Origin of the sequence: Rhodococcus sp. IEGM 27 (assembly GCF_033142305.1) — a bacterium.
In the GTDB taxonomy this organism is placed as follows: domain Bacteria; phylum Actinomycetota; class Actinomycetes; order Mycobacteriales; family Mycobacteriaceae; genus Rhodococcus_F; species Rhodococcus_F oxybenzonivorans.
In genome coordinates, this window is record NZ_JAWLSG010000001.1 from 164,755 (window position 1) to 183,101 (window position 18,347).

Below are 18,347 nucleotides of genomic sequence, written 5' to 3' on the forward strand. Positions count from 1 at the left end.
GAGATCGGGATCGTTCGGAATCGGTTTCGTCAAGGATGCGGTCGCCACGCCGCGCACACCACCCACCCTAGGGGAGCCGAAATGCCACCCGGTGACAGTTCACGACACCGTCACTCGACTACCGAGGCCGGTCCGAAATTCGGGCGCCCGGCGTAGCGTCACCTCCACGATCTCGGACGGAGGAGTGCTCATGTCAGGTGACGTGTCGTTTTTCGAGTTGGGTGTGGCCGACGCCGAACAGGGCCGAAAGTTCTATTCGGCCCTGTTCGGCTGGCAGTTCGAACCCGGTCCCGGCGGGTCCGGATACGCGATCAACACGCCCAATGTTCCGGGCGGTATCCACGGCGGGGACCCGGGTGCGGGCCCGTACGTGTTCTTCCGGGTAGCTGACCTCGACGCCGCCAAGCAGAAGGTCCTGGCCCTCGGAGGGACGGTCGATGCGGTCGACCTCGGAGAAGAGCCCGAGTCGGTGGCACGGTTCGGACGATTCACGCTCTGCCACGACGACCAGGGATCCGCGTTCGGCCTACACCAACCTCCAGCCGGCGCATGACGTCGCCGCCCCGGCCTGGAAGCTGCCGGGGCGCGTCGGGACCGAGCCGAGGTTACGGTTCGTTCGGGGAGTCGCCGCCGCCCTCGTCACCGCTGTAGGTGGCGGGCTGCGGGATGCCGTCATCGGGGCCGTCGCACCAGTTGTCGTATTGGTTGTACGGGTCGGCGCCCCAGGCCGGAACGTTGTTCTCGTACGGTTCTGCCCAGTCGTCGCAACCGGCAGGGCCGTACTGCGGAACTCCGGGGGGCAACGGCTGCACCACATCCGGTGCTCGGACCGGAACCACAGCCGAGTCGAGAGCGTCGCCCCACGCAACGCCGGTAGTTCCCACACCGAGCGCAGCCGCACACACCGCGACCGCGGCCAATCTGATGCCGACCTTCATGATGCCTCCATAGGTAGGTGACTCTGCCCATGGGCGGTACCCAAAGAATCGGCAAACAATCCTTTACGGCGAAAATTTCCTGGAATTGCTGTCAGGGCCTGCTGCGCATGAACATCTCGGTGACCATCGTGAGCATCGGCTTGCCGTCCCCGTTGACGATCTCGGCGGCGGCAGTCACAAGGCCGCGCCCGCGGTCGTCCAGCACGACATTGTCGATCAGCATGGACCCGGTGAGGACCTCCCCCGGTCGGACCGGGCGGAGAAAGTTGACGTTCCGGAAGCATTTGCCGGCGATGACACTCCAGTCGTTGTAGAGACTGGTCACGGTCAGCCGCTGGCAGATGGCGATCGTGTGCACACCGCTGGCGATCAACCCGCCGAAATATCCGCCCTCTGCAGATTCGCGATCGATGTGAAAAGACTGCGGATCCCACTGACCGGCGAATTCCACCAACTCCTGCTCGGTCACCGTGTACGAGCCCAGCTCGAACCTGTCACCCACCGCGAGGTCGTCTGCGTAGACGACGCCGTTTCTGCTGCCCACTTCATACCGTCCGATCACTCCCGCGAACCCCCGTCGAGCACAGGGGCCGCAGTCGAGGATAGGACCGGGCGAATGCGGCGATAACGGTGCCCTTCCACCGGCGGTCGGGGCCGGGCTCAGCTCTCTTCGTACCGCGGCCACCCCGGATACGGAGCAAGCGTCGGGTAGGGGGTGTCGTGTGGGAGGTTCGCCTTCTGCGGTCGCACATCCCTCGCATCCGGCATCCGCGAGTCGCACTCGGCATAAGCGTTCTGATCGCGCGCAGCCTGCTCGTGCTCAATGATCGCCCATCCAGCGAATACATCCGCTGACGGAGCACGCTCTGCACCCTCCGCAACAATCCGTTCAGAAGCGACAGACTGCTGCTCGGGCGCCACCATTCTTACCGTTTCCGCCTGCGGTGTCGGACCTGTCAAATTGAAGAACCGACCGTCCTTCTCCGCCATCACGGTGTAGTTACCTGAACACACCGTGGCGACCCACCCGTCCTCTGTCGGCGTCAGCGCCAGGAGGTGCTCGAACTGGGTTCCGGCGAGTTGTTCCAGTTCCGGATCGTTCGAATGGTCGAAGTCGACCCGGTCCCGCTGCTGTGACGTCGCATCGGCAAATCCCGGGTAGCCCGCCGACAACGCTTGACCATGAATCGCAAGGTAGTACGACTCCATATACGCCCGGATAGTCACCGCAGGCCTGCTGAGCAGATCGATACCCGGATCTGCCGACCACCGATAATTGAAGCCCACATTGTCGGGAACCGAGTACCTCGAGACCGTCTCGACCGCCGGCGGCTCCGACTCACTCGATCCGCAGCCGGCAACGATCAAGACGATGGCCACCACGAGCGGAACCAGACTCTGCTCAGGTTTCACGCGAATACTCGTTGTTGCAGAACAATTCGAGCCATTTCCGAGAGCCGACCACCACCACCGACGCCAATGTCATTCCTGATCGCTCCTCGGCCAGCCTGGAATCGATGGAAGCGACGGGTAGGGGAGGTCATGCGGTTGATTCACTTGCTGCGGCCGGGCCTCACGGGCGTCAGGCATGCGAGTGTCACACTGACGATCAGCTTCGACGTTGGCCGTAGCGGGCTGATGACGTCGGATCGTCCACCCAGCGAACATGTCCCGCGAAGGCGCCCGCTCAGGTCCGGACGAATCGCGGGCATCACCTTCCGCGATGGGTGTGGGCGGTGAGACTATCTCGATCTCCTCGGTTCCGACCGACGTGGATCCGACGTTGTAATACTTCCCGTCCTCGCCACGTCTCATAACCGCATAATCACCGGTACACACAGTCGCAAACCATCCACTCGGGGTTGGTGACAGCCACAAGAGGTGTTCGAACTGGGTTCCTGTGTACTGATTGAGAGGCTGATTGCGCCTGCCGCCATAGTTCCAGCGTCCCACCTGCAGAGCGGTAGCATCAGTGAACCCCGGGTAGCCCTTCTCCGAACTGTGAGCACCAAGCGCGATGTAGTACGACTCCAAATATGCCCTTAAGACCGTCGATTCACGGCTTAGAAGGTCTATACCCTGCTCCGCTGTCCATCGAAAATTGAAACCCACGTTGTCCGGCACCGCGTACCCGGCCGACAGCGCTGGTGCTACTGGCCGATCATCGGTATCACCATCGGACCCGCAGCCAGCCAGGAACATTACGGCCATCGTCATCGCTACAAGGCGCGCCCTCATCGACTTCCACCAGCTCCTGCTCGGTTACCGTGTACGAGCCCAGCTCGAACCTGTCACCCACCGCGAGGTCGTCTGCGTAGACGACGCCGTTTCTGCTGCCCACTTCGTACCGTCCGATCACTCACGCGAGCCCCCGTCGAGCACAGGGGCCGCACTCGAGGATAGGACCGGGCGAATGCGGCGATAACGGTGCCCTTCCACCGGCGGTCGGGGCCGGCCTCAGCTCTCGTCGTACCGCGGCCACCCCGGATACGGAGCAAGCGTCGGATAGGGGGTGTCGTGTGGGAGGCCGCGTTTCAACGGGCGGTTCTGAGGAGGATCGGGCATCCGCGAACGACACTGAAGGAACGCATCCTGATTGCGCGCCGATTTCACGTGGTCGATGAGTTTCCAACCCCTGAACACGTCTACCGCCGGAGCCCGCTCCGGCCCCTCCGCGGGAAGTGCGACGTGCGCATTTATTCCTCTGAAGTCGGGAGCCGCGATCTCGACCGTTTCCGCATGCAGGTTGGTGGAACCGACGTTGAAGAACCGTCCGTCTGGGCCTTCGCTCATTACCGAATAATCGCCCGTGCACACGGTCGCAAACCATCCGCGCTCGGTCGGCGTCATCCACAGCAGATGCTGAAACTGCGTTCCCACATAATGGCTCCTATCCAGCTGGTCCAGATTGTCATAGTCCATTCGAAGACGCTCGTCGACAGCTTCCTCGAATCCTGGATATCCGGCCGACGTCGCGATCGCCCTCACTGTCAGGTAGTAGGACTCCACATACGCTCTCACAGCTGTCGCCTCCGGCGTGAGCAAGTCGATGCCTGGATCAGCCGACCAACGGTAGTTGTAATCAGTGTTGTCAGGAATCGCGTACGGCGTGCCGCCAACACTTGGCGACGAAACGGGAGGTTCGCTTGTTTGTTCGGGTGAGCAGGCCGATACAGCCAGCACAACGGCTACCCACAGGCCGAGCAGTTCCCTCACTGCCCGTACCTCATGTTCTTTACCTGATCGCGGCCGGCGTTCAATGCATCCACGAAGTTGCTGAGTCCTCGTACCCCGGTGTCGGTCATGTAACCCGCCAAGCCTGATTGCAACTCGGGCAGGTTTTGATGCGGATTGTCCGCTGCGAGCCGGTCATACGGCAGCAGTGGACCGTCTGATCCGTCGCGGAAGTCGTCGAGCGCCGAGTACGGTTCGAGCGACCCTCCGTTCGCCGCCTGAAGGCCTAATCCAATCTGATAGTACTGGTTTGTCAACAACGCGTCGTCTGCGAAATCGGCGTTTGGCAGCAGCCTGCTGTCCGGTATGGAGCCCAAGACCGCGCTTTTGAACGACGGGTCGGCGAGATCAATACCACTCGAAATCAGAGGGCCCGCCACAGGAATGAACTCGACACCCTTGCCGATCACGGTTCTGATGGTGTCGTAGGCAACACCCTTGCTCTCGAAACCAGCGGCGTTCTGGGCGGTTTCGTCGCCGAGTCGATCGGCGAACTCGAGGTCGAGCCCCTTGTCCACTACGCCCTGAATATTTCCCGCCCACGTCCCGTACTGATAGTGGGGGTCCTGGGGTGTCTGGCCGTCGACAGCCCAAGCCTGCTCCAATTGAGCCGACATCCCCAAGGCTTGCGCATTGAAATACGAAGCACTGTCGGCGTTGGAATCGATCACCGAAAATATTCTCGGCGCATCCTCCAGCCGAAGGTACTCATGGCCTGTGTGGCCGGTGAACGCATTGGTTCCCGTGAAGGACTCGGGCACCCCCACCATATTGCCGATGTAGGGTGCCAGCGTTGCGCCCAACGCCTGCGTGATTTCCGGGTTCACCTCACCGATCGCCTTCCCCTTCATCCCCGGGATATCGAGTAGCTCGGCATCTTTCGCGGCGAGGATCTGCGCGAGCCCGAATGCCGATTCGCCGGCCTGTCGCGACCGGAATAGTTCGCCGGGATCGGACGGATCGGAGGGCCTGGCGTCGTCGGCGATCCAGTCGAACATCCCGGCAACCTTCTGTTCACCGCCATCGACCCAATCACGTTGCAGCAAAGGCAGGATCACGTCGTCGCGGTTGTAGTCGGCCGGCATGCCTTCGCCAGAGAGGATGTTGTGGACCGCGACATGATCGCGACCACCGACGCCGACCATGTCCTGTAGGAGGGTGTCCACGCTGTCGCGACCAAGCGTGTTGTGGTCGAACGAGTCCCCGATCAAGAGACCCTTGTCGTTGGTGGCCGAGGCGATCTCGCCGGCACGGGAGAGAAGGCTCTCGCTCAGCTCACTGCCCTGCTGGACGCCCGGGTCCGCGAGACCGAAGGCTTTGGTGAAGCGTGCCAGGTCGTCGCCGTTGTTGACGACCACAGACGGTTGCGGGGCGTCGTGCGCGCCCTTCGTGAGGTTGCCGGTCGACGTCACCGGGCCCTCGAACAGCCCTCGAAGGCTCTCCGGGATGTGGCTCCGACCACCGACGTCTCCACCGGCACTGCCGACGTTGTAGTTCGACACCACGGCGAGACCGTTGGACAGCGCGCTGGCGGCCTCGGTGCGTCCGTTCTCGCTGTACTGCTCGGACAGGGCGAGGAAGCCGTCCTTGCCGGCCGCCGTATAAAACTGCTGCAGGAAGTCGATCGTTCCCTGTGGAAGATCGGTGACCTTGCCGCCGTCGGCCAGCGTCCTCACTTGTTCGGGAGTGAGCCGTGCGGCCGCGATTTCCCGGGCAACACGGTCACGGACGTCCTGCGGAATGTCGGAACCGGCCCGCGCGACCTGCTCGCCCAGCCCGGTGCCCTCGTGCCCCGACAGGCCCGCGGACGCCGGGGCACTCGCCGCCACGGCGCCGAGCGCGTCCCGGATCGCCGTCGCCATGTCCCGATCAGCGGTGTCGAGTTCCGTCAGCGCTCCACTGAGTTGGCTGCGCCAGTACTCCATCAGGTCGGCATGTTCAGCGGCCTCGGCCTCGCTCATCGTCGTCGGCGGGCTGACGATCTGCCAGTCGTCGGAGACGGTGAATCCGTCGGTTGCCGCCTTGTCGATCACGGTGGCGACATAGTCCCGCGCATGGCCGAGGCGATCGGCCCCACCGACGAGTGCGTTCGACAGATCCTCCAGATCGTCGGCGAGCCTTCGGATTTCCGTGCGTTCACTGTTCGCTCGCTGCTCGGCAGCCGCCTGCGCCTGACCGCGCCAGTCGTCGTTCCGGCCCAGATCCGCGACAGCACGCTGGACGTCGTCCGCCCGGGTACGCGTGTCTTCGGCGGTCCGTCCGATTTCCTCGCCCGCCAGTGTGAGATCCCGCGGATTCCAGACATGCAGTTGCGACCTACGCGGAATCACATCTCCCCCATCGCCGACAACTGCGACGCGAACGACGTGTCGGTGACCTCGTAATTCTCGGCCCCGTCACCCGCGATGAACGCCATCTCGTCGATGCGGCTGGCCGCGACTCCCAGCGCGGACGCGAGGATGTCGCCGGCGTCCCGGCACGCCGCAGCTGTGTCGGACCCCTCGACGGCCCGAACCGCATGCTCGAAGCTACGGCGGCCACCCAACGCCTCGACCTCACGCGCAATGACGCCGAGCGCGGTGGACATCGCACACAGCATGTCGGGGTCGACCTTGACAACCGCAACGTCCGCTCCGCCGAGTATCGGCGGCAACCCCGGGATGGTGTCCAGCGGAAGCTGCGTCGCACCGGTCCCGTCCAGCGACGCAATGACACTGTCCGGCCACGTCATATCGCCCTCTGACAACGAATTCTCCCCCTGATATCCGCATCGAGGTCCTCCCCCGGACCCGGGTCACCGACATGCTCGGCGACCGTGCAAAGAATAGCGGACGTCTCCACACGAACGTGTGACCGCGGTTCCGCATCCGGAGTTCCGCAACTGACTAGGACGTCCACGCGTACCGGAAGCGTTGCGCGACCTCGTCGACCGGTTTCGCCCGGTATTCGGCGTGCTCGTAACCCCTGACCGCCACGAGCGCTCCCATGATCAGCGGCCCGAACAGGTCGCGCGCGAGCGCCGACGACTCGAATGCTCCGAGCATGTCGGACGACAGGGTCGGGAGAAGATCGACGGCGTGGGTGCCGGACAAGTCCGCGGGGTCGACCGACACCTCCGCCGGGAGCGTAAGCCCGCCGGTGATGCCGTCGTGGGCGGCACCGAGAATGGCGGCGCTACTCAAATACGGGTTCGCAGACGGATCGATAGGTTTGATTTCCAGGTTCGCGCCGTGCGGATTCCCGGCAGTGTCCGCGCAGAGGCGGACGGCTGCCTCGCGGTTCTCCAGACCCCAGCAGCGGAACACCCCCGACCACATGCCTGGGCGCAAACGCAGGTGCGACAACACCGATCCGGCGAGGACGGCCGTGAACTCGGGTAGCGCCCGCAGAATCCCGGCGACCGCGGCGCCACCGTCGAGAGTCAGCCCGTGCGGGCCCGGCCCTCCCGACAGGATCGGCAGGCCGCGCTCGGCGAACGACACATGCTGATGGGCACCGTTACCCGCCCCACCTGCGACGGGCATGGGTGAGAACGACGCCCGGAGTCCCTGAACGCGCGCGACCCGGCTGATCAGGGCGCGGGCCAGCACCGCATTGTCGGCCGCCTCGACGGGATCCGCAGGGGCGAGCGACACCTCGAATTGATTCAGCCCAGCCTCGGCGTGGACCTGTTCGATCGGCAGCTCGGCGCTCGACGCCGCCGCCAGCAGCCGTTCAAAGAATTCTTCATGCGCGAGAACGGCATTGAGGCCGTATGCGGACCATTCTTCGGTGCTCGCCGCATCGAAGAGCGTGAACTCGATTTCGTGGCCGGTTCGTGCGCTCAGGCCCGATTCCGCCAGCCGCGTCGTCACCCGCCGCAACGCGCCCCGGGTGCACGCATGCGACGGTGTTCCGTCCTGCTCGCACAGATCCGCCGGAGCCCAGTACGTGCCGTTGCCGAGGTCCCGGACCTCGTCGGGGTCGATGCGGAGCCGAAGATCGCCGGTCACGGAGAAGGAGGGCGTGAACGCGAGATGGTCGTCGACGCAAAACACACTCCAGCTCGATGACGCCCCCGCCCCCGCTTCGGCGAAGGCCGACAACCGTGAGCGCGGAAACACTTTGGCCCGCGAGACACCTGCCATGTCGACGATCGACCCGACGACGCGGTCCGAGAGTGCGGTATTCCCGCCTCCGGTGCCCATCAGGCACTCATCGTGGCGGCCGTGCGGGACAGGAAACCGAGGACGCACTGTATCGCTTCGCGTTGGGCCCGCGCCTGCCCGATGCCGCCCCCTCCGAGGGCGATACCACCGGTCCACTGCGCACCCGACGGAAACATCCCCCACCGCACCAGATGGCCGGCGCCGGGAAAGCACCGGTGCTCGTCGTGTCGTTCCGCGCGCCGCGCCAGAAGGGCAGTGGCCATGTCGGCCGACGGCCAGAGCTCGTCGTCCTCACCGGTCAGGCACAGGAGCGGCGCTGCGACACGCTCGGAGTGCAGTGTCGAATTCGCCGGTGCGGCGGCGAGACCGGCACGGTAGGCCGTCCCGAGCCGAAGCAGGCTGGGCCGCCGCGCGGCGATGTCGCGGTGGGCGTGCCACGCGTTCCGGATGAGCTGCGGCATCAGGGTCCCGCCCGGGAGCGGCGCCCACGGGACTGCCCGTCCGCGACGCGTCCACGACGGCGTTTCGGGAATTTCTCCTTCGGGTCCGATGGCTTGCCACGACACCGAACTCGGGCTCGTCAGTACGAGACCATTCACGTCGATCAATCCGTCGCAGGCGGCGGCGAGCAGTCCTTCCGCACCGCGGGACGTACCGACGGCGGTTACGCGATCGCCGTCCACCTGTGCGAGTGTCCGCAGGAACGTGACCGCAGTCGCGAACCGTTCGAGCGGGATGTCGACCAGGGTCGGCTCCGTGCCCGACTCGTCGACCCACGAATACGCCAGCGCGGCCCAGCCGTGTGAAGCGAGCATATTCAAGTTGGAGCGCTGCGAGTCGACGCCACCCTCGGAGCCGCCGAAACACACGACGCCCGGCCACCCCGCGGCGGGCGCGTCGCCGGCGGGTAAGGCGAGGAGCGCGGGGCGGCCGTCGACCTCCCGTTCGGTGACCGTGACGCCCGGGGCGGCAGCGCGGCGAATCACGGTCCGCCGCACCCTTCCCTGCGCAGACGTGACGTCGACCGTGACGTTCCATGGACCGGCCGGGGGCACGAACAGGTCGGGTACGCGATCGTCCGACACGAACCGCATCGCCCACAGCGGGGCGTCGCTGTCTGCCACATCCCAGTCGCCGCGCACCGGTGCCCGCGAGGCGACGTCGACGGTTCCGTCGGCAGGGACAACGAACATTGCCTCCGAACGCCACTGCGAGCCGAAGAGATCCGTTCCTGTGGTCCGGACAGTGAGCGCGGCACCCGGCTCCGCTCCGTGCACGACGACCGCGAAGGGTTGATCGTGACGGGAATCCTCGACGACATCGAGGACCAGGCTCCCCTCCGCCAGGTCCTCGGGCGGCGACGGTTGCGCTACCACCGTCGGCTCCATCGAGGACTGCTCCGCGAGAAACTGCGACGTCTTGTCGAACCACCCGGGAAATATCGCTGACAGCAACCCGGCCACACCCATCAGCGTGTAGGGCAGAACCCAGTAGCAGACGATTGACAGGGTGTCCCCGTCATCGCGCATGGTTGCGTCACCATCGACGATCGGCGGTATCAGCGACACCAGCGTCATTGCACCGAATGCGGCCACCCACACCCAGGTCATCGCCGTGGTGACGTACCGGAAGCCGCCGCCGGCAGCTGTCGCTGCGTCGACGCTTCCTACCGCATATTCGCGGACGAACGGCCGGCCCACCAGTACGCCGACCGCGGCGATCGCGAAGAGTCCGCAGTTGCTCAGCGGCTGCAACCATCGCGCCAGAACGGCGTCGTCGACTAGGAGGGCGGCAATCAGCAGCAGCGCGAAAACGGCAACGGTGCCCACTTCGAGAGTGCGCCACAGTTGACGGCGCGCCCGTTGCATCACCTGCCCGGCCAGTGCGATACCGAACGCGACGGCGACTGCAGTAACGAACCCCGTGTTGCCCACGAGAATCCAGTAGACGATCCACGGCGCAAATCCGATGACGAATCCCAATGCACTGCCCCACTGCCCGGCATTCCCGGAGCTACGACGGCCGACTGGCACTTATTGTCGGGCCTGCGACGTGTTCGGGGACTCGATTTCAGGAAGCGAGCAGTTGATGCGCCCGCAGGCCGACATAAAGTTCGGCGGCGTCGATGGGATCCGAGAAGTTCCGCCCAGTGAGGCTGTGGATCCTGCGCAACCGGTACAGGACGGTGTTGCGGTGGTAGTGCAGCTGCGCGGCGGCCGCAGTGGTGGAGCCGTGGCAGGAAAACCACACGTCGAGTGTGGAGAGCAGACTGTCCTGCTCCTCCGGCGGCAGTGCCAGCACCGGTCCGAGAATCTGGCCCGCCGCGAGCTTGCTCGCTTCCGGCGCACTGACCAGCAGCAGCGAGACGGGCACGGACTCGTATCGCGTGACCGTGCAACCACCAAGTCCTGCGCACCGGCGGGCGACACGTGCCTGCTCGACGGCGGCGCTCGTCCCGGCCGGCCGGGTGAATGTGGAGCTGACCCCGACCCGGGCGTCGGCGCGGCCGAGAAATGCCAGCGCTGCCTCGACGAAGTCGGCGGTGGACGCCCACAGCAACCCGATTCGGCCGTCGACCTCCGTGTCCCACACGGACTCGACTCCCACGCCGCGCAGTTCGGCCTCCAGCAGATCCGCCGAAGACGGTGACGCCGCCGATTCGACCGACACGACCACGAAGGTGCTGTGCTCGGGAATGCGAAACGTGCGCAGCGCATCGGCAGCTCCCGCCGGGTTCACCGAGTGCTCCCCGAAGAGTGTTCTCACGAGTCGGCCGCGCGACTCGGCGTCCTCCCGGGCACGGAGATCAGCGGTCTCGCGGTAGGACTCCGCGGCACTGTCGGAGTACACATCCACCAGCGCCCACACCTGCGCCGCCATCTCGAGCAGCGCGTTGGTGGCCCGGCCCTCCGAGCGGTCCATCAGCTCATCCCAGATCAGTCGCCCACCGAGGCGGAATGCGTGGAGCAGGGCGGCGAGCGGCACACCCTGTTCGGCCTTCAGCTGGCCGGCTGCCCGCGCCGCCTCCAGACGGATCGGCGCGATGCCGGCGAGATTGCCGAGCATCGCCGTCAGGTTGTCGAGGCAGGCCCCGTACAACTGCTCGGGGGTGAGCAGAGTCGCCTCGATGTAGCCGTGCTCGGCAGACAGGATTCTCTCGGTGAGGGTCTGGGACAGCTCGTTCACCGATTCGAGCATGTCACCTAGTAGATCGGTGGGCGACGGCGCGATGTCCGGACTGGCAACCATTCGGCAAGACTATCGACCGGCCGTCCGTACCGCCACACCCTTGTTGTGCGACGGCATAGGGACAAAGTGGACATTTGACAGCCGCCGCCTATGGCGCTGCAGCCGGGGATGCGACGAGAATCACAAATCTACGCCCACAGCCGTTCAGCGTCTGTGGCGATGTTCTCCATGTAGTCGACCCGAGCGGAGATGTCCACAGTGAGCACTTCAAACCCCGAGGCCACTCCCCCACCCTCCGGCGCGGCCGAGCACGCGGCCGTCGACGCAGCCCTCGCCGACCTCGCCGAAGGCGAGAAGAACTGGGCTGACCTGTCCCTGTCCGAACGCCGGAAGCTTCTCGACAAAGTCCACGACCTCACCGTGCAGCACGCCGCGGACTGGGTGGACGCTGCTGTCGGGATCAAGGGCCTCGACCCGAAGTCGCCGCTGGTCGGTGAGGAATGGATGTCCGGCCCGTATTCCGTTGCGACCGCCACGGCCGCACTCTCCGCAAGCCTCGCAAAACTCGAGGCGGGCGGCAGCCCCCTCGACGGCGCCACCTTCGGCACGGCGCCCGGCAACCGCACCACCGTCAAGGTTCTTCCTCTCAACATTTTCGACAAGCTGCTCCTCAGCGGATTCAGCGCCGAGGTGTGGCTGCAGCCGGGGATCGATCGTGCAACGGCACAGCGGGACGCCGGGTTGGCTCAGCGAGACCCCTCCCACACCCGGGGCATCGGTGTGGTGCTCGGCGCCGGCAACATCACCTCGATCGCCCCGCTGGACACGCTCTACGAATTGATCGCCCACAACCGCGTCGTCGCGCTCAAGCTCAACCCAATCACCGACCCGTTGCTGCCGGTCCTCACACGGGTGCTCGAGCCACTCATCTCCGTGGGCGCCGTCCGTCTCCTCACCGGTGGCGCCGACGTCGGGACCTATCTGGTGCACCATCAGCAGGTCGATCACGTCCACATGACGGGTAGCGCGCTCACCCACGATGCGATCGTCTTCGGCGCAGGCGAAGAAGGCGCGAGGCGTAAGGCCGCGAACGAGCCGATCCTCGGAAAAGAGATCTCGAGCGAACTCGGTGGCGTGTCCCCCACCATCGTGCTGCCCGGTGAATGGAGCCACGCGGACATCAAGTTCCAGGCCGAGCACATCGCCACCCAGCGGCTACACAACGGTGGCTACAACTGTGTCGCGGCACAAGCGGTCGTGGTGTCCTCGGAGTGGAAGCAGCGTAACGAGTTCCTCGCCGCTCTGCGCGACGCCCTCGATCGAGCACCGGACCGCTCCGCCTACTACCCGGGCAGCGACAACCGTGTGGCCGGAGCGGTTGCGTCGTTCCCCAAGGCCGAGCGTCTGGGCAAGAACGGTAGGCGCGTGCTGGTGACGAACCTCGATCCCGGCGAATACGAGCCACTGCTGCAGACGGAGTACTTCGCTCCGGTCCTCGGCGTGATCGACCTTCCGTACCAGGGAAACGAGTTCGCGAGGCGGGCGGCACAATTCGTGAACGACGACTTCGTCGGCACGCTCGGGGTGAACATCGTCGCGACACCGCAGACCATTCGCTCGATGGGTTCGGCGTTCGACTCCTTCGTGGAAAGCCTGCGGTACGGGACCATCGCCATCAACGCCTGGACCGGGGTGGGATACCTCACCGCTACCGCAACCTGGGGCGCCTTCCCCGGCACACGGTGAACGACGTCCAGAGCGGAATCGGTGTGGTCCACAACGCGCTGTTGATCGACCGCCCCGAACGCACCGTGGTGCGAGGACCGTTCCGCCCGTCACCGCGATCGGTGATGAAGCGGGAGCTGTCCATTTCACCCAAACCGCCGTGGTTCGTGAACAATCGCACCGCCGCCACCACGGGGCGCCTGCTGACCGCCTTCGCCGGAGCACCGTCATGGAAGCGGCTCCCGGCCATCTTCGCGTCCGCACTGCGTGGCTGACGCACCGCTGTCTCGACTGGAGAGGAACGAATGAAACAGACACCGTCGGTGGCGGACTACGTCGTGGTGGGGTCGGGTTCGGCGGGTGCCGCACTGGCCGAACGCCTCAGCGCCGACTCCCGGAACGCAGTGGTGGTTCTCGAGGCCGGCCCCGAGGACAAGAACAAATTCGCGCACATCCCCGCCGCCTTCTCGAAATTGTTCCGCAGCGAGGTGGACTGGGATTACCTCACCGAGCCGCAAGACACTCTCGGTGGCCGCGAAATTTATTGGCCGCGAGGAAAGATGCTCGGCGGATCCTCGTCGATGAACGCGATGATGTGGGTGCGTGGGTTCGCCGCCGACTACGACGAATGGGCGGAACTCGCCGACGAGTCATGGTCGTTCCGGGAGGTGCTCAAATATTTTCGGCGCATCGAGAAAGTGGAAGGCGCCACCGAGGCCGACTGCGGCATCGAAGGTCCGATCAACGTGTGCCATCAGCGGAGCCCACGCGCACTGACAGGAGCGTTCCTCGACGCGGTTCGGGAAACCGGATATCCCGTGGAGCGTGCGAATACCGCACAGCCCGAGGGTTTCTCCCAGACGATGGTCACCCAGAAGCGTGGTGCGCGGTGGAGCACCGCCGACGCCTACCTCCGGCCCGCGATGAAACGCAAGAATCTCACCGTGGTGACCGAGGCACTGGCCACCCGCGTGATGTTCGACGGAACCGCCGCGGTCGGGGTCGAATACGAGAAGGGCGGTGCACGCCACACCGTCCGGGCGGCGAAAGAGGTAATACTCGCCGGTGGGGCGATCAACACGCCGCAGCTGCTGATGCTGTCCGGTGTCGGTGACGAGCAGCAGCTGCGCGAGCACGGCATCCCCGTGCAGCACCACCTTCCCGAGGTCGGGAAGAACCTGGCGGATCACCTCGTCTCGTTCCTCGGTTACAGCGTGGACTCCGACTCGTTGTACGCGGCGGAGAAGATCCCCGAGCTGATCAACTACCTCACGCGCCGACGCGGCATGCTCACCTCCAATGTCGCGGAGGCATACGGGTTCGTGCGGAGCCGGGACGACTTGCCACTACCCGACCTCGAGATGATCTACGGCCCCGCACCGTTCTTCGACGAGGGGCTGATCCCCGCCACCGGCCACGCCGCCGTCATCGGCACCATTCTGGTGAAACCGGAGAGTCGCGGCACCATCACCCTGCGGTCTGCGGATCCTGCGGCAAAACCGATCATCGATCCCCGCTACCTCAGCGACCCCGAGGGCGCGGACCGGCGAGCCATGCTCGAAGGACTTCGCCTGTGCGATGCCCTCGCCTCGGCCCCGACGCTGAAGTCGAAGCTCGGCACACTGATTCGGCCCTCGGTCGAGCCGGATACTCCGCTCGAGGAAATACTGGAACGCGCCCTCGCCGAGAATGCGCACACGCTGTACCACCCGGTGGGTACCTGCCGGATGGGCAAGGACCCCGCCAGCGTCGTCACCCCGGACCTACGTGCGGGGAGTCGAACGCCTGCGCATCGCCGATGCGTCGATCATGCCCACGATCATCCGGGGCCACACACACGCACCCGCCGTGCTCATCGGGGAACGTGCCGCCGACCTCATAGGGCGCTAGCGCCCTGTGAGTGGTTAGCGAGTGCAGAGACTCGCTAACCACTCACGGGCGGCGGAGCCGCCTAGTACCGGCGGGCCGAGTGGAACGGCATCGAATCGAGCGGTGCCTGCTTCACCGGCTGGCCGGCGCTGGGGGCGTGGACCACCATGCCGTTTCCGGCGAACATCCCGACATGCGACGCCCCGTAGAACAGGACCAGATCGCCGGGCTGAAGATTTCCCTTGGCGACAGGTGCCCCGCCGTTCACCTGGTCGTAGGTGGTACGCGGGATCGAGACACCCGCCTGCTTGTATGCCCACTGCATCAATCCGGAGCAATCGAAAGCATTCGGTCCGGTGGCGCCCCACACATACGGTGAGCCGATCTTCGACTGGGCGGCTGCCAGCGCCTGCGCACCGCGGGTGGAGGGCAGGGCCGGAGCCGGCGGCAAGGCTGGTAGCAGGTTCGATGGTGGAGCGGGGTTCGGTGCCGGCGCCTGCGGCGCGGGCGGCAGCGGCGGTACACCTGGTATGTCGAACGTCCCAATACCTGGGATGGTGATCGGCTCCGCTGCAGCTGGGGCAGCAGGGAGCACGAATGCTCCCAGCCCCACCGCGGTGGCTACCAGAACGCCACCGGTCGAAATCTGCAGACGATTGCCCCGACGCAATCTATGCTTGGCCATTGAGCTGAATCCTTCATTTTTTCGATGTCCGGCGACTTTCGTGCCGATCGGACGAGACGTTTTATAACATCGCGGTCACGGACTCAGCGGACAACGGCCGAATGGCCCATACACATACCTGTTTTCGGAAAACCGCGTAGATCACAGGGCTATAACGAACAGACCGGTCGTGACGAAAGCGCAAAACAGGTATGTCCGCGGGTAATTCGGCCGTTACTGCCGGAACACCTGTCGGACACGCTGTGGAGCGTGTTACTGACCCAGAATTCAGAACCCGAGATCCTCGAGCCGCTCGCAGGTCCGAAGGCCCCGACCCTCACCGTGGTGGCGCAGGGTCCGCCCATCGTCTTCCTCCACGGCTGGGGCCTGACCCCGCGGGTGTATGGCCGCAGCCTCTCGACTCTCGTCCGACAGGGACATCGCGTCGTTACACCGACACTTCCCGGTTTCGGAGGGACTCCTGACCATCCGCCGCACGCGCGTAGCTTCGCGGGCTACGCCGCCTGGCTCGGACGGTTTCTCGACTCGGCGGGAATCGACGAGCCGGTGACCTTGGTCGGCCACTCCTTCGGCGGTGGCGTCGCGATTCAGACCGCCCACGACCTTCCCGAGCGGGTAGCACGAGTCGTTCTCGTCAACTCCGTCGGCGGCGGGGCATGGTCTGCCGGCGGTCAGGCAATTCGGCACATCGGTGAAAGACCATTGTGGGATTGGGGTGCATCGGCGCTGGGCGAGGCCCTGTCGATCCGGTCGATCGCCCACACGGCAGCATCGCTCGTCAACGGTTTCATCCCCAACACCGTGCGCGATCCAGGTGCGGTGTGGCGGACGGCACATCTGGCCCGGCGTGCGGACTTGCGGACCGAACTCAGAACCCTTGCGAACCGAGGACTGCCGGTGACGCTGTTGTGGGGCCTCGGTGACCGTACGATCCCGGTGGCCAGCTTGGAGTCGTTGAGGACCGCGCTCCGCAATCCACCGGTTCTCACGGTGGCGGGCGGTCACGGTTGGCTGATCCACGATCCCACCGCGTTCGCCGACGCGATAGGCCGGGCGCTCGACGCCATGTGAGTGGTCATCGCGCCCGCAACCGCGGTTGTCACACCCCAGTGCGGCCCCCACCGGTCATCGATGGGGGCCGCACTCGGCAGTGAATACTCAGGTCACCGTCACGACGGCGACGGCGCGGGAGTCGGGGGCTTAGGCGTCGGGAAATTCCCAGGGCCGGGACTGGGAGGTGGGCACAACTGGCAACCTCCGTCGAGATCCTTGGGAGGCGGCGTGGGATTGGTGCCGTGACAGCTGACTCCCTTGCACGGGACAGCGGACGCCACGGCCACAGGGGCGACGGCCGAGATACCCTCACGGTTCGGGTTTGAGGGAGCAGTTCGAGGTCGCCCGACGTCGGCCCATGATGGCTCCGCGCATGCAGGCGGCACGCTGGTCAGAGCCCGCATGATTGTTGCGTGGGACCATGGATTGGGTAGCGTTCGGTATCGACCCGCGACCGCGTGTCATTCGATCGGCTCTGCACATTTTGAACTGTGGGAGGTTCCCGTGGCTGGTGGTCTCGTCGCCCTGTTGGACGACGTCGCGGCACTCGCGAAAGTGGCTGCGGCATCCGTCGACGACATCGGAGCCGCGGCAGGCAAGGCCAGCATCAAGGCAGCGGGTGTGGTCGTCGACGACACTGCTGTCACCCCCCGCTACGTCCATGGGTTCTCCCCTAATCGCGAATTGCCGATAATCCGCAAGATCGCGATCGGGTCGATCCGCAACAAACTTCTGATCATCCTGCCGGTGGCGATGATCTTGAGTCAGTTCCTGCCGCAGGCACTGCCCTATCTGCTGATCGCCGGTGGTCTGTTCCTGTGCTTCGAGGGAGCTGAGAAGGTCTACGAAGCAGTCACCGGCGGGCACCACGGCGACGACGATGCGCCGGTTGTGCTGCAGGGTCCCGAACTCGAAAAGAGCATGGTCAGCGGCGCGATCCGCACCGACCTGATCCTGTCCGCCGAGATCATGGTGATCTCCCTGTCCTCCGTCGAGAGCGAACCGTTCGTCACTCGGCTGCTGGTGCTCATCGTCGTGGCGTTCCTCATCACCATCCTGGTCTATGGTGTGGTCGCCCTGATCGTGAAGATGGACGACGTGGGCTTGGCGCTCGCCCGACGCGAGTCGACGTTCAGTCAGCGGATCGGCCGAGGCCTCGTCGCCGCGATGCCGAAGGTGATGGCGGTGCTCACCGTGGTCGGGATCGCCGCGATGCTGTGGGTCGGCGGCCACATCCTGCTCGTCAACGTCGGCGAGGCAGGATTCCACTGGCCGGCCGATCGCCTCCACGATCTCGAACACTGGTTCAGCGACCTCGCGCACGGCGGTTTCGGTGGGGTTCTGTCCTGGACTTCCGGGACCGTGGTGTCTGCCCTCGTCGGGCTCGTTGTCGGCGCGATCGTCGTCCTGATCGTGCACCTGATTCCGAAGCGGAAGAAGAGCGTCTCGGCGCACTGACGCGTCCGGGCGATGGGATCAGGACTGTATGCCGCGTCCGATCCCCAT

13 protein-coding genes and 2 pseudogenes are annotated in these 18,347 nt (G+C 65.3%); 5 read left to right on the forward strand and 10 right to left on the reverse strand.

Translation table 11 applies throughout. The annotated features are described in order from the left end of the window. The first annotated feature begins 190 nt into the window (after positions 1-190). Entirely contained in the window at positions 191-553 is a 363-nt protein-coding gene (locus R4P95_RS00765; protein ID WP_159920866.1) for a VOC family protein, read from the forward strand. A 52-nt stretch (positions 554-605) separates the two neighbouring features. On the opposite strand, the gene R4P95_RS00770 is transcribed toward R4P95_RS00765, so the two are convergent. The 9 genes from R4P95_RS00770 to R4P95_RS00810 form a co-directional block, all read right to left on the reverse strand. Beyond that, positions 606-938 (reverse strand): hypothetical protein, encoded by a 333-nt coding sequence (locus R4P95_RS00770; RefSeq protein ID WP_109328291.1) that lies wholly within the window; start codon positions 936-938, stop codon positions 606-608. Positions 939-1,029: 91 nt separating this feature from the next. After that, positions 1,030-1,500, reverse strand: a complete 471-nt coding sequence (locus tag R4P95_RS00775) for a MaoC/PaaZ C-terminal domain-containing protein (protein ID WP_109328289.1) — start codon at positions 1,498-1,500, stop codon at positions 1,030-1,032. Between the two features lie 98 nt (positions 1,501-1,598). Beyond that, on the reverse strand, positions 1,599-2,351 hold the full coding sequence (locus R4P95_RS00780; RefSeq protein WP_317746744.1) for a hypothetical protein: 753 nt from the start codon (positions 2,349-2,351) through the stop codon (positions 1,599-1,601). A 1,044-nt stretch (positions 2,352-3,395) separates the two neighbouring features. Then, positions 3,396-4,154: a hypothetical protein gene (locus R4P95_RS00785; RefSeq protein WP_317746743.1), complete on the reverse strand. Its 759-nt coding sequence runs from the start codon at positions 4,152-4,154 to the stop codon at positions 3,396-3,398. Further along, positions 4,151-6,502, reverse strand: coding sequence for a hypothetical protein (locus R4P95_RS00790; RefSeq protein ID WP_317746742.1), 2,352 nt, complete (start codon positions 6,500-6,502; stop codon positions 4,151-4,153). The genes R4P95_RS00785 and R4P95_RS00790 overlap by 4 nt, the downstream gene beginning before the upstream one ends. Then, positions 6,499-6,903, reverse strand: coding sequence for a hypothetical protein (locus tag R4P95_RS00795; RefSeq protein ID WP_317746861.1), 405 nt, complete (start codon positions 6,901-6,903; stop codon positions 6,499-6,501). The genes R4P95_RS00790 and R4P95_RS00795 overlap by 4 nt, the downstream gene beginning before the upstream one ends. A 154-nt stretch (positions 6,904-7,057) precedes the next feature. Further along, positions 7,058-8,359, reverse strand: coding sequence for a glutamine synthetase family protein (locus R4P95_RS00800; RefSeq protein ID WP_317746741.1), 1,302 nt, complete (start codon positions 8,357-8,359; stop codon positions 7,058-7,060). Then, positions 8,359-10,302, reverse strand: a complete 1,944-nt coding sequence (locus R4P95_RS00805) for an acyl-CoA thioesterase/BAAT N-terminal domain-containing protein (RefSeq protein ID WP_397517751.1) — start codon at positions 10,300-10,302, stop codon at positions 8,359-8,361. The genes R4P95_RS00800 and R4P95_RS00805 overlap by 1 nt, the downstream gene beginning before the upstream one ends. An 88-nt stretch (positions 10,303-10,390) precedes the next feature. Continuing rightward, on the reverse strand, positions 10,391-11,569 hold the full coding sequence (locus tag R4P95_RS00810; RefSeq protein ID WP_317746739.1) for a helix-turn-helix domain-containing protein: 1,179 nt from the start codon (positions 11,567-11,569) through the stop codon (positions 10,391-10,393). 198 nt (positions 11,570-11,767) lie between these two features. On the opposite strand from R4P95_RS00810, the pseudogene R4P95_RS00815 reads away from it, so the two are divergent. Further along, a pseudogene (locus tag R4P95_RS00815) lies at positions 11,768-13,509 on the forward strand (aldehyde dehydrogenase family protein). Positions 13,510-13,539: 30 nt separating this feature from the next. Then, a pseudogene (locus R4P95_RS00820) lies at positions 13,540-15,124 on the forward strand (GMC family oxidoreductase). A gap of 61 nt (positions 15,125-15,185) precedes the next feature. On the opposite strand, the gene R4P95_RS00825 reads toward R4P95_RS00820, so the two are convergent. Further along, on the reverse strand, positions 15,186-15,788 hold the full coding sequence (locus R4P95_RS00825) for a C40 family peptidase (protein WP_213572934.1): 603 nt from the start codon (positions 15,786-15,788) through the stop codon (positions 15,186-15,188). Positions 15,789-16,037: 249 nt separating this feature from the next. Here R4P95_RS00825 and R4P95_RS00830 point away from each other — a divergent pair, with 249 nt between their 5' ends. Continuing rightward, positions 16,038-16,859, forward strand: a complete 822-nt coding sequence (locus tag R4P95_RS00830; protein WP_317746737.1) for an alpha/beta hydrolase — start codon at positions 16,038-16,040, stop codon at positions 16,857-16,859. Positions 16,860-17,345: 486 nt separating this feature from the next. Further along, positions 17,346-18,299, forward strand: coding sequence for a DUF808 domain-containing protein (locus R4P95_RS00835; protein WP_317746736.1), 954 nt, complete (start codon positions 17,346-17,348; stop codon positions 18,297-18,299). Positions 18,300-18,347: the final 48 nt, after the last annotated feature.